Raw genomic sequence first — 13,582 nt, 5'->3', positions numbered from 1 at the left:
TATTGCTTATAGCCTCTATTGGTAGCCCTATAACCCGATGGATGTTTCACAAAAAATGTTAACTCTTGTGTACTTCACAAATACTTCACTCAACCTCAGTATTCTGCGCGCATACATACTTCGAGTTTTTTATAACGGTTAATTATGGATTACGATATCGCAATTATAGGATTAGGTCCGGCCGGAGCCACCTTAGCCAGACTCCTCAACCCTAACCTTAAAGTCATCGCTTTTGATAAAAAGCAGCAAACCGGCGAGCAAGGTTTTCAAAAGCCCTGTGGCGGTCTGTTGGCTACTGATTCCCAGCGATCTTTTGTCAGATTTAACCTTAATTTGCCAACCTCAGTGCTGGCTAATCCACAGATATTCAGCGTAAAAACCTTTGATCTGCAAACCCAAATTATCCGTAATTATCAGCGGACCTACGTCAATATTAATCGCCATCAGTTCGATTTGTGGCTCAAGACGTTAATTCCACAGACCGTTGATGTACGCCATGACACCCTGTGTAAGCAAATGATTAAACAGGATGACGGATATCAAATTACCTTTGTTGAAAACGGCATTGAGCAGCAGGTTTCTGCCCGCTTTGTTGTTGGTGCCGACGGTGCTAATTCAATGATTCGCCGCAATCTGTATCCCGATCATCAGATTCGAAAATACTTATCTATTCAGCAGTGGTTTGAAGATTGTCATCCGGTCCCTTTTTACTCCTGTATTTTCGATCGGGCCGTCACTGACTGCTATTCATGGAGTATTTCTAAAGATGGCTATTTCATTATCGGTGGCGCATTTGAAATGAAAAATGCCAACCAGCGATTTGAACAGCTAAAAGAGAAGCTCATCCCCTACGCATTTACCTTTAATAAGGTGCTAAAGACCGAAAAATGCGTGGTGTTATGCCCGTCAAAATTCAGTGATTTCCGCTGCGGTAAAGATAATTTGTTTTTGATTGGTGAGGCAGCCGGATTTATCAGTGCCAGCTCATTAGAAGGTATCAGCTATGCACTGGATAGCGCTGAGATACTAAGCAAAATATTTAATGCTAACGATGCAACACCCAATAAAACCTACCATACCCGCACTCTGAAGCTGCGGATTAAGCTGTTCAGTAAGATGGTAAAAGCGGCGATTTTAACCTCGCCGCTGCTAAGAAAGTGGATTATGAAAAGCAAAATATCTCATATTTCGGTAGAAAATCAGTTTGGTCGTCAGTAGTTAAAAAAAACCGCCGGGAAATAAAGTTTTCTCGGCGGGTTCAAGATGGTTTAGACAACCAGTGTTATCCGCTACTTCGAGATTTTATTTATCTTTAATCGGTAAATAGATATCGGTTATCAATTCGGCCTCAGGCGTATCGTGAGGATTATTAACATAGATCTCAAACGGTGGCTGATCGGCACATTCATAGCCGCTGGTCGGTAGCCATTGACCATAAAATGTTTGGTAGGCCTGATGTAGTGTTGAATAAGGACCGATATGGCGATACTTGGCATAGCGGCCGCCTGCCAGTTTTATTGCCTGAACGTTTTTATCAGTAGGTTCATTTGCCAGCGGGTGATTGAACTGAATACAGGCATCGGACCGGCACTTCTCAGGTGCAGTACATAGCGGATCATCATAATAAATTCCCAGCCCGTAGCGAGCCTGAGAGGCTAATCCACTGGCGATAACCCAATCCCAAAGTTGGGTGAACGCGTTATAAATCTCCATATAAGGTCCGTTATGACGGATGCCATAAACCGTCTCTTGTTGCCGAGTTTCAATGGTAATATTCACGTTAATAATCTCCGTGTGTATCGGTGGATAGATAAAATAAGGATGAGAATAGCCCGCGCTCTTATTCGCTTTACGGTATTGTGCGGGTGATAAAGAAAACTGCTTTTTAAAGGCTTTGGAGAATGACTGGGGCGTTTCATATCCTGCCTCCATCGCGATATAAGTTATAGGCAGCGAGCCCCGGGCAACCTGTGCAGCAGCGCGATCTAATCGTAAACGACGATGAGTATCTGCCACAGTTTCACCGGTGAGTGCCGTATAAATTCGGTGAAAGTGGTAGAAAGAAAAAGCGGATTCTTTAGCCAAAAAGTGGATATCCAGAGGCTTATCCAGATTCCGGGCAATTAATCCATAAGCTTTGTGTATACGATTTAAATAGTCCTGCTCTGTTTTCGGTTTTTTCACAATTCATTGTTCCGTCTGAATTTTTTCCTTTGAAATCGATTTAGAACGGATTATAGCGGCACTTTGCCATGATACTTATCCCCGGTTGCGAAAATATAATGAAAAACGGTAGCTTCGGAATATAAGCAAAAAAATCGGCCACGCTATATAGCGGTAGCCGATGGTTATTTCATCCGTTGGTTAGTCCCTATTATTCGATATGAATAGCAAAACCAGAACGGTCCGGCGCAATATCTTCCCGTAGCGTAAGCTGAGGGATGGCATAGCTCCCGCCGTTTTGCTGACGAAAACCAATCGGTGTCGTGATAGCCAGATGGTCAAGACGCTGCCCCAGCTCATGCGTGATATCGATAAACTTAGCCTGATCCACTTTATTGGTACGATAGACCATAAACGGCGGTAATACATCAAAACCGGGGTAATATAAGATTCCGTGTTGAATAGGAAACAGTATATCGTCTATCGGGCCATTAATTCCGCGAGCGCTATAGTGTGATTCCCATCCTCCGGCCGTGACGATGAGCATCGCCCGCTTCCCGGCTAAATTACCTTCACCATAGCGATCCCCCCAGTGGGTATCAGAGTGTTCACCTACGCCGTAGGCAAAACCATTCGCATAAACCCTGTCTACCCAACCTTTTAGAATCGCCGGCATCGAGAACCACCATAAAGGGAACTGTAATATCACCGTATCAGCCCAGCGTAACTTCTCCTGCTCAATGGCGATATCCTCACTTTGACGACCATGATCAAAAGCCTGCCTTGAGCTCATCACTGCATCAAAGAATTCACCGTTTATTGAATCGAGACTGTCATCAGCATCAAGGGATGTTTTCCATTTCATCGCATATAAATCAGACACCTGAACGCTATGGCCTGCATTTTCAAGGTGTTTAACCGTAAAGTCTTTCAGTGAACCATTCAATGAAGCCGATTCCGGGTGTGCATAAACCAGTAAAATATTCATAGATTGCTATTCCATATCATGACCAAGAACAGGCAAGATAGTTTCTTTACAGGTATATTGAAAATGAATTCCTAACATACCAGGTATTACTATGAATAATCTCAGACGATTGGATCTCAATTTACTGGTCACCCTTGATACGCTGCTTTCAGAACAAAATGTCACCCGCACCGCACAGCGGTTAAATTTTTCACAACCGTCGGTCAGCGTTCATCTGGCTAAACTAAGAGATATTTTTGACGATCCGCTGCTATTACCCGGCCCGAGAGGAATGCGCCCCACGGCCAGAGCCGAAGAGCTTCGCCAGCCGTTACAGGATGCATTGAGGGCGCTGGAGCATGCCATCTCGCCCTCCAGTCCGTTTGATCCGGCCAGTGCAACAAATACTTGGCGGATATCCGCCTTTGACTATGGCGAATCAACTATTTTGCTACCGGCACTAGCCGGGCTGCGTTCAGCCGCGCCGGGTACTCGACTGGCTATTTTTGAAGTGACACCGTCACTCTTGACCAAAAAGGCTGAGCAAGGCGAAATCGATCTGGCTTTTCATATCCATGAATGCGTTGTGCCCGGCCTGCGCCATCGCATACTCTTTAGTGAAAAATACGTTCTGGTTGGCCGGGTCGGACATCCTAAACTAAAGGCTCCGTTGTCCGTAGAACAATTCTGTCAGTTGGAACAGGTTATTGTTTCCCCCGATGGCGGTGGATTTCATGGCGTGACCGACCGTGAACTGTCAAAGATTGGCCTGAGTCGATGCGTTGTCTTGTCTGTTCCACACTTTCTGTTTGTAAAATCAGTACTGGCTACCACCGATCTGGTCGCTATGCTGCCTTCTCGCCTGGTGCGTGGAGAACCTGAGCTACAAGCGATAGAACCACCGATAGAGATTCCGGGCTATGAGATGGCCATGTTTTGGCACGAACGCTGCCATCGCGATCCTGCACACCAATGGCTGCGCGAATTTATTGCCGGCAGTGTGTAATAGCCGATAAATTTACCGCTAAAGGCTGATGCTAGTTCTTAACGTCAGCTCATTTTATTCATCTTCAATCTACTGCTCGTAACATTTCGCCAATTATTTTCGAAGAGAAATATCTACTTATCAATCTAATAATAACTACCGTTAGTGTAAATAAATTTCACGAAATCATAAATAATCAACATTAAAAACCAACAAGCGATCACATTAAGAAATAACAAACTAATACCAATGGAAACTATTTTAATCTCACTTATATAGTTGCGATCACATTAAATCTTATTTCTAGTCGTAAAATATCATTCGGACTATAACCAATAGAGAATTAAATAATGAAATTAAACTTAAAAAGGAACATTGTCAGCGCGTCAGTGTCCGTTATTTTGGCCTCAGGGCTTATGGGTGTCCCGGCCCATGCGGATGATGTCAAACTCAAAGCAACAAATACCAACGTTGCTTTTGCGGACTTTACTCCGAAAGAATACAGCACCAAAGGTAAACCTAATATCATCGTATTGACGATGGATGACCTAGGCTACGGTCAGCTTCCATTTGATGAAAGTTCTTTTGAACCTAAGTCTATGGAAAATAGAGAAGTTGTTGATACTTATAGAATAGGTATTGATAAAGCCATTGAAGCCGCAAAAAAATCCACGCCAACGTTACTTTCTTTAATGGATGAAGGCGTTCGCTTCACTAACGGCTATGTTGCTCATGGCGTTTCAGGCCCTTCTCGTGCAGCCATTATGACTGGTCGCTCTCCGGCCAGATTTGGCGTTTACTCCAATACCGATGCCCAGAACGGAATCGCATTAGAAGAGACCTTTTTACCGGAATTATTCCAAAACAATGGTTATTACACTGCGGCAATTGGTAAGTGGCACCTGTCAAAAATTAGCAACGTACCGGTCCCCGAAGCAGAACAAACTCGTGACTATCACGATAACTTTACCACTTACTCAGCAGAAGAATGGCAGCCTCAAAACCGTGGATTCAACTATTTTATGGGTTACCACGCAGCCGGCACCGCCTACTATAATTCCCCTTCTCTTTTCCATAATAAAGAGCGAGTCAAAGCTAAAGGTTATATCAGCGATCAGTTAACCGATGAGGCTATTGGCGTTGTTGACAGAGCAAAAGCTTTAGATGAGCCATTTATGTTGTACCTAGCCTACAGTGCACCTCATCTGCCAAATGATAATCCAGCACCGGATGAATATCAGAAACACTTTAATACCGGTAGCCAAACTGCAGATAACTTCTATGCGTCTGTTTATTCAGTAGACCAAGGGGTAAAACGCCTGCTTGAACAACTGAAGAAAAATGGTCAATACGAAAATACTATTATCATGTTCACCTCCGATAACGGGGCGGTGATAGACGGCCCACTGCCGTTGAATGGTAATCAGAAAGGATATAAGAGCCAAACGTTTCCTGGCGGAACACATACGCCAATGTTTATTTGGTGGAAAGGCAAATTGCAGACCGGAAATTACGATAAGCTGATCTCAGCAATGGACTTCCTTCCTACTGCGCTTGATGCGGCTAAAATTGATGCACCAAAAGATTTAGACGGTGTTTCACTGCTTCCGTATCTGACTGAAAACAATAAGGCTAATCCTCATAAATACCTAACGTGGGTAACGGCATATACTCATTGGTTTGATGAAGAAAACATCCCGTTCTGGGACGGTTACCACAAGTTTGTGCGTAACGAATCTAATGATTATCCTAAAAACCCTAATACCGAAGATCTTAGCCAGTTTTCTTATACTATCCGCAGTAATGACTACTCATTAACCTATACTTACGACGGAAATAAATTAGGCCTGTATAAACTCAATGACTTAAATCAGAAAAATGATTTAGCAAGTACGCACCCTGAGGTGGTTAAAGAAATGCAGGCTGAAATGAAAGACTTTATTAGCCACAGTAAGCCGCCGGTGAGTGAAGTAAATCAGGACAAATTTAATAAAATTAAACAAGCGCTTGGAATGAAATAAGCTAACAACCAGACGGCAAGTTTATCTCTTGCCGTCTGTCTTTATACCGCCGAGGAATACTATGCATATCACCGCTAAACCGACCAGTTTTCAATGTAACCTTAAGTGTGATTATTGTTTTTATCTCAGTAAAGAAAACACCTTTAAGCATAAAGGCTGGATGACTGACGAAACCCTAGAAACCTTCGTCGAAAGATACATAGGTGCAGCAGGACAAGAAGTGTATTTCACCTGGCAAGGCGGCGAGCCGACCATGGCCGGACTGGATTTCTTTGAGAAAGCTATACAATATCAAAACCGTTATAAGGGCAACAAAATAATACATAACGCCTTGCAAACTAACGGTATTTTACTGGATGATGCCTGGTGTATCTTTCTGAGAGAAAATGGTTTTCTGGTTGGTATCTCTATTGACGGGCCTAAAGAATTGCACGATAAATATCGCGTGACACGCTCGGGCAAAGGATCTTTTGACAAAGTCATGGCCGGTATTGAACAACTCAAAAAACATCAGGTTGAGTTTAATACCTTAACGGTAATCAACCGTATCAATGCTAAACACCCGCTTGAAGTCTATCAATTTTTAAAATCGATCGGATCCAAACATATTCAGTTTATAGAACTGTTGGAAACCACTGAACCCAATTCTGATTTTTTAAATCAGAAAAAAAACTTTGAGCTGATTGAGTTCTCTGTGCCGGCTGTTGATTACGGGCATTTTATGGCTGAAGTATTTAAACAATGGGTACACCATGATGTAGGAACCATTTTTATTCGTCAGTTTGAATCTTTTGTCAGTCGGTTTATGGGCAACGGACATACCAGCTGTGTTTTCCAGAAATCTTGTCGAAATAACTTTGTTATTGAATCTAACGGAGACATCTATGAGTGCGATCACTTTGTCTACCCTGAATATAAGATCGGTAATATTTATCACGACAAATTAAGCTCATTGGAAAGCCATAAACTATCAGCACAAAAAGGGGTGTTATCAGAATCTTGCCGCAAGTGTGCCTATAAGCCTATCTGCTATGGCGGGTGTCCGAAGCATCGAATAGATCAGGATAGTGACGGTATGAAATCCTATTTTTGTGAAGGATATAAAATTCTATTCTCACAAATGGTTCCCTATATGAATGCGATGGTTGAACTAGAAAAAAATAGTATTCCGCTCACCAGCATTATGAGTATTGCAGATGATATTGAACGTGGTATGCGCGGTTAATCTTGTTGCCTGATAAGGATTATTAAGGGAAAGTTGAAGAACGTGAGCCATAAGACCGCATACCGGGGCTTATGGCGATAGTCAGATCGATAATAACGATCTTATGATGAAGTGCTAAAAGTGAATGTCTTTCGCCGGGCGAACTTCAATGCCGCGCCCCTGATGCTTAAACAGCGGCAGGATATTATTGTGGTGGGCAACAATCTGTTGAAAGGTCATCGACTGGCTGTTAGCGGTTAAGTGACCATCAGCCACCAGCGTTACATTGTAACCAAAAAATACCGCTTTTCTGGCCGCAATATCGACGCAATATTGCGTCATAAAGCCGCCGACAATCAGACGATCGACAGAAAATTGACTCAGACGCTTAGCCAGATCCGTTTCAAAAAATGAATCATTGGTCTTTTTGGCGATCAAGATATCGCCTTTTACCGCTGCGATTTTAGGATGAATCTCCCACCCGGAAGTTCCTTTTTCTAACCGATGGCCGACCTTGCCATCGTGTTGCACGATAAACACCGGTACCTCCGCGGCAGTAGCCTTAGCTTTCAATAAACTAAGCTGATCAAGGGTAAAGTTAAAAGCTTGGTCGAGTTGCTGCTGTTTTTCTCCGGTTTCAAAATTACTCAGAATTGCATTTTGTACATCAATTAACAGTAACGCAGTTGCCACTTTGACCTCCTGGCGATTTTAAGGCGGAACGGGTCATTACAATTATCGATCCGCGTTCCGATCATCATGGTCAAAGTGAGAAATCATGTTCACTTTGACCATTCTCTATCTATTCCTTATCAATACTGTTAATGGTGACTATGACAATCCTTGTGCTTCGCACGCTTTCAGTATTTTGTATAACTCATCTTTCAACCGCAGTTTTTCTTTTTTCATCTGCATAATGTCGTTGTCATACAGCGCGCCGGGTTTCTGTTCAGCCCGTCTCACCTCATGATCTAACTGATTATGCCGTTGAAACAATGTGCAGAACCGTGGATTATCTACCTTTAACTGAGTGATTAAATTTCGATATTCTGGAAACACAATGCTATCTCCTCTTGTTGTTACGGTTAAAGACAGCCTATCACGACATTACGTGTATACAAATCATACATTATGCGAATGCTTTTTAGCCGCTAAGCCGTCGTCTGACGCCAAGTTGTACCCGTTGAATACGTTACTTAATGCCAGTTAAATAATATTAGCCAATATTTTTCACAACAATAAACCGGAGTAAGCAGCAGATCTCTGAGGTTATTTGAATAGGATAAAACTATCAGGATGACGTTGAATTCCTTAGAGTTAAATATAAATCACTCAGATAAAATCTGATTAAAACCGTAGGTTCCGTCTATTAATTAACCTTATATTACATAGTGATAAAAAATAACCGCTAGTCTGAACAAACAAACTATTTATTTTATTCAAGTATAAAATGAAATTAAAAACACCAATTAACAACACATTAGTTGATTAAGTAACTAAATATTTGTTGGCAGAATTTATTGGAAATGTGAAGAAAGTCACGCTCTGTCCAGACCCGAGTTTTATAGCGCGCATAAAAAAGCGTACCGCACTCTTATGCGATACGCCCTATCGGTTCCAGTAGTGGATAACCATCAGAAACTATACTTAATACCAACCAGTCCTTCAGTGCGTTTGTAATCTTGGCTACCTAACTGCTGACCGATATGGAACCAGGTAGTGAGATTTTGATTAATTTGCCCTTCAACCCCCAACTTAAGCTCCGCAATATCACGGATACCTTCTTGCTTCAGATTAATCGCTGAAGTAACAGGATGGTCAAAATTGATCTTGTTGTCCTTGGTATTATGGATCCAGTTAAGCTCAGCGAAAGGCTGGAATGTACGCTGGCGGCCTTTATCAAGATCGCTATAGCCATTCAGGAAGAGTCGTCCGCCCAGTCGAGTTTGTAGATACCCGCTATCTGCCTGAGAAACGTTAGTACCGCCGGACTCGAGATGGTCGTCCATTGTTACACCCAACCACGTAACCTGTGCCTGAGGTTCAACAAACAGCGCCTTATCGCTGGTTTGCCAAAGTTTAAGCGTATAACCCGTTTCAATTGATGCACTAATACCGTCTGAATCGTAGCGCTCATTTCTGAGACTATCGCCCTTCACTTCATTATTAAACCAACCGTATTGCAGCCATGAATCAACATACAGCCCGGTACGATCGGTATCATTCTGATACCAGGTAGCATAAGCGCCAACGCTATAGCCATCAGTGGTGCCTTTTGCTGAGGATGAAATTAGCGTCGAACCGGATGACGTATCCGCTTTACCGTAACCCGCCATCAACCCCAGATGCAGGCGATCGGTCTGATTATTGGTCCACTGAGCAACATCGCCGCCTAACTGAACAATGGCGCTGTTAGTTTTGATGTTTATCTGCCCCTGACCACTTTGGCTCTCGGCACGGCTACCGGCAATTCGTAACCACATTGACGTTGGCGTCGAGGTTTGGTCTTTTAGCGACTCGGTATAACGAGGTTCGCCCAACCGATCGTGCAATGAATGCATAAACATAGCATTCGCTGCGGCCAGGTTACCAATATAAGCGCCCGGTTCAGGACGAATAATCACGCCCGGCTCAGGCTTTTCACCGCCACCACCCGGTTGGTCATTTAGCTCGGAGCGAAGATACCAGTGACCATCGTCATAGACAGATTTTGAACCGGAATGGAGGAAGTATTCATAAGCTCCCGCCACCGCTCTTCCTTCAAGAACAAAGCTTCCGTCAGATAGACCATTGACCTGAACAACCTGAATTCCCTCTTGGGTTTCATTTCCGGCACCGGATATATTATTGACCATCAGCTTAGTCAGCCCTGACGTATTACCGTTAACGATCAATTTATCCGTTGGCGAGCTGTCACCGGATAGCTGGCCGTTAAGTAAAAGCGTACCACCGTTACCGTTATAATTACCGTTGATAGTGAGTGTGGTAAAGCCGGATGATGTACCATTGGCAAAAGTCTGCGGTTGCACAATCCCCGGAGCCAACAGCCCGGCATTTTCCACGTTACCATAAATAACGCCGCCACCGCCTAAGGTCCCGAACTCACCAATATTCACCTGCCCGCCCAGCTCACCATTAACGATCAGTCGCCCACCGGATACTTCGGTTTTTCCGCTGAATCCGGCGCTGTCACCGGTCAAAATAGTGGTGCCCGCCAGTTGATTAATCGTTCCGCTACCGTCAATATCAGCCCCCAGCAAATAGGAGCCGGAATTATCGGTATGATTGAGATTTAGGATACTTTTATCGGCAGTGAATAACTGAAGATAAGGCGTATTAAGATAGCCGGCCGCCTGGGCGGCGCTGCCTTTTGCTCCACCGATATTAATCACATTAATTCCGTCGCTCGGTGCACTGGCCGAATAATCACCATAGCCTACGCCGATCCCTTGGCTGACGGTGACTTCACCACCGTTGTTTACCGTCAGCGTTCCGCTGCTATTGTCACGGCCGATAAATAGGATATTACCGGCATTCCATGCTGATTCCTGCCCGGTGACTAATACGGAATTTTCTACATCATTTTTACTGTCTGCCAGATAACTATTGGCCGAGCCAAGTACGTTAACCTTTGCGCCATCCGAAATGGTTAATATGCCCGATGAGCTATTACCAATATACATATCGCCGCCGACGTTCAGTGATGACCCCGCACCATCGACCAATACATATCCTCCGACGGTATTATCGCCATTAAACCCGCCAATCAGTAGGCTATATCCGTTATAAACCGAATGTGTATTAACCGTGCCACCGTTGGTGATATTTAAATATCCGTTACCATCACCGCCAACCGTCAGATTACCTTGAATATCGATCAGCGATCCCTGCCCGTCAACGCCGACAATACCGGTTGATGTTTTATGGTCGGCCAGCACCATTCCACGGCTAGCGCCTTCAAGATAAACTTTACCGCCGCCACTAACCTGAAGCTCCCCCTGACCATACTGGCCGACATACAGCGAAGCACTGGTCAGTGTGAACTTGGCATCTTCACCTGTGACAAACAGTTTGCCGGAACCATTCGTCGCACTGTCGCCACCCAGCGTCATAAGCCGTGTACCGGTCACCGTGAGTTGGCCACCATCTGAAAGCGTGAGCTGTGCATTATGACCATTACCCGGAGCCATTTTGAGCTGAGTAATGGTTGAGTGATTATTTTTGAGGCTTACGCTGCCGTTATTAATCGTCGCAGCAGTACTTGGATCGGGTGTCGCTGCGGGTAACCAGTTACTGGCTTCAAACCAGTCGTCAGAGGCGGAACCATTCCACTCACCGGCAATGGCCGTTGAACTGATGCAGCTTAAAGAAAGTAATATTGATAAAGTGACATGATTCACCCTAACAGAGTGTTTTCCATAACTCATTGAATTATCTCCCTATAGATGAAAACCGAAAATTAAAAAGGTTGTTTCTATATTTACTATAATATTTTTATTGCGTTGTTAAAACAATTTTTAATAATTTGATTCCATATGAAACAAAATCAATTAAAGGGTGTTTTATCATTTCCTTTGGTAACAATGGATTGAAGCGAATAATATAAACAAACATTAATGAAATTTATTTCATTATCAACTTATCTTTATTTGATTAAATAATCACACTAATTATTAGCATAATTACTATCTTCTTTTCGTTAAGCTCGGCGACAAAGCTTTAAATTCAGACTTTATGACCTATTCACTTCCTGATATGTTTATCTTGTCACTTATTGAACAAGGAACGTTACTGTGGAAAATAGATCGATAGGCACTAGCCAATATCAAATCAAAAGCGCACTTTACGGACTGTTAATCGGAGATGCCGTTGGTGTTCCCTATGAGTTTAATGATGCTAAAACATTAGCTAAGCTCGACACTATTGATATGGTGCCGCCGAAAAACTTTCAGCGTTCTCATGCGGGAGAACTTCCGGGTACATGGTCTGATGACGGCGCACAGATGCTCTGTCTGTTTGCCAGCTTAAAGGCCTGTGGAAAATTCGATATTTATGATATCGCCGATCGCTTTGTTGCTTGGTACGATCGGGGCTATATGGCCATTAACCATCGTGTTTTCGACGTTGGAATACAAACCTCCCGTTCACTGCATGAATATAAACTCAGTAAAAATCCCTATACCTCAGGGCTGGTTGTCGAAAATGGTCGAGGAAATGGTTCATTAATGAGGGTACTGCCCGTTGGCCTGCATTCGGAATATTCAAACCAACAGTTGATCGACTATTCTCATCAACAGTCATTAATTACTCACGGTGATGCAGTTCCTCAAATTTGCTGTGCTCTTTATAGCCTATGGGTTAGCAGTATTATCAATGGACTATCGATAAAGCACGCCTATGAACACGCAGTTAATACCCTGACTGAACACTATCAGTCGCGGGACGATTTCCTCTATCAGTTGGAAGAACGTGTTCGACCGTTAGATTACGCGTTAACCGGTAAAGGCGGAGGTTATGTTATCGACTCATTAAGAAGCGTACGGGACGTATTATTGAATACGGATAACTATCGTGACGCTATCATTAACTCAATTTTGCTGGGCGACGACACCGATACGACTGCCGCCATCGCGGGTGGAATAGCCGGATTATATTACGGTTATGATGCGATACCCCAGCCTTGGGTTGATCTGTTGGCAGGTAAGGCGTTAGTTGAGGAACTACTCGTTTAAGTTAATTGTATTAGCCATTATCTATTAAATACGACTCCTTAAAGGAGCCGCATGATTAACTGAGTGAAGCTGAGGTTATCAGAACATCACTTTGACCCCAAACGTTGAGATTTTTATTGATTTGCCCTTCTACGCCGGTTTTTAATTCGGCGATATTTTTAGTTCTCGCCTGATTAACGGTATCTTCCATGCTTATATACAGACAATGCCATCTGAAATATCACTTAAAAAGTAAACGTTTTTTATCAGCATCGAATATTAAACAAGATAATCTAATTTCAATTATTCCTGTTATCCGAAAAACGAAATAGCACGATGATTGGAAATATATTTTTTAAATTAAAGGGTTGCTTATATGATAAAATGTAAAAATAAATGATATCTTGAGACAACCACCAAGAAAAATAACCGATGTTACTGTTCAAACAATAGCTTAGCGTCCGAGACTGATTATCAGTCATCAGAATATTTATAACTCTTTATAATTAGTGAAAAAATAAGCCTAGATTA

General features: G+C 43.1%; 10 protein-coding genes. 5 read left to right on the top strand and 5 right to left on the bottom strand.

Annotation, left to right across the window (positions count from 1 at the left end):
* Positions 1-144: 144 nt before the first annotated feature.
* Positions 145-1,218, top strand: a complete 1,074-nt coding sequence (locus YWE_RS0100650; RefSeq protein WP_036014612.1) for an FAD-binding protein — start codon at positions 145-147, stop codon at positions 1,216-1,218.
* 84 nt (positions 1,219-1,302) lie between these two features.
* On the opposite strand, the gene YWE_RS0100645 is transcribed toward YWE_RS0100650, so the two are convergent.
* Complete coding sequence (locus YWE_RS0100645; RefSeq protein WP_051323106.1) at positions 1,303-2,184, bottom strand: AraC family transcriptional regulator; 882 nt, start codon at positions 2,182-2,184, stop codon at positions 1,303-1,305.
* A 190-nt stretch (positions 2,185-2,374) separates the two neighbouring features.
* Complete coding sequence (locus YWE_RS0100640; RefSeq protein WP_029092779.1) at positions 2,375-3,151, bottom strand: NAD(P)H-dependent oxidoreductase; 777 nt, start codon at positions 3,149-3,151, stop codon at positions 2,375-2,377.
* A 91-nt stretch (positions 3,152-3,242) separates the two neighbouring features.
* Here YWE_RS0100640 and YWE_RS0100635 point away from each other — a divergent pair, with 91 nt between their 5' ends.
* The 3 genes from YWE_RS0100635 (at position 3,243) to YWE_RS0100625 (ending at position 7,361) form a co-directional block, all read left to right on the top strand.
* A complete protein-coding gene (locus YWE_RS0100635; RefSeq protein WP_029092778.1) occupies positions 3,243-4,136 on the top strand; it encodes a LysR family transcriptional regulator in 894 nt (297 codons plus the stop codon).
* 329 nt (positions 4,137-4,465) lie between these two features.
* On the top strand, positions 4,466-6,136 hold the full coding sequence (locus YWE_RS0100630) for a sulfatase-like hydrolase/transferase (protein ID WP_029092777.1): 1,671 nt from the start codon (positions 4,466-4,468) through the stop codon (positions 6,134-6,136).
* Between the two features lie 61 nt (positions 6,137-6,197).
* Positions 6,198-7,361: an anaerobic sulfatase maturase gene (locus YWE_RS0100625; RefSeq protein ID WP_029092776.1), complete on the top strand. Its 1,164-nt coding sequence runs from the start codon at positions 6,198-6,200 to the stop codon at positions 7,359-7,361.
* A gap of 114 nt (positions 7,362-7,475) precedes the next feature.
* Here YWE_RS0100625 and YWE_RS0100620 read toward each other — a convergent pair whose 3' ends face one another.
* The 3 genes from YWE_RS0100620 to YWE_RS0100610 form a co-directional block, all read right to left on the bottom strand.
* Positions 7,476-8,033 carry an isochorismatase family protein gene (locus YWE_RS0100620; protein WP_029092775.1) on the bottom strand — a complete coding sequence of 186 codons (558 nt, stop codon included), beginning with the start codon at positions 8,031-8,033 and terminating at the stop codon, positions 7,476-7,478.
* A 138-nt stretch (positions 8,034-8,171) separates the two neighbouring features.
* Positions 8,172-8,399, bottom strand: coding sequence for an HP1242/YdcH family protein (locus tag YWE_RS0100615; protein ID WP_029092774.1), 228 nt, complete (start codon positions 8,397-8,399; stop codon positions 8,172-8,174).
* Between the two features lie 575 nt (positions 8,400-8,974).
* Entirely contained in the window at positions 8,975-11,767 is a 2,793-nt protein-coding gene (locus tag YWE_RS0100610) for an autotransporter family protein (RefSeq protein ID WP_227659944.1), read from the bottom strand.
* 366 nt (positions 11,768-12,133) lie between these two features.
* Between YWE_RS0100610 and YWE_RS0100605 the strand changes: the two genes are divergently transcribed.
* Complete coding sequence (locus YWE_RS0100605) at positions 12,134-13,072, top strand: ADP-ribosylglycohydrolase family protein (RefSeq protein WP_029092772.1); 939 nt, start codon at positions 12,134-12,136, stop codon at positions 13,070-13,072.
* Positions 13,073-13,582: the final 510 nt, after the last annotated feature.

It is taken from the genome of Budvicia aquatica DSM 5075 = ATCC 35567 (genome assembly GCF_000427805.1).
Lineage (GTDB): Bacteria > Pseudomonadota > Gammaproteobacteria > Enterobacterales > Enterobacteriaceae > Budvicia > Budvicia aquatica.
The sequence above is the reverse complement of the archived record's forward strand: the minus strand, read 5'-3'. Positions and strand labels throughout refer to the sequence as shown.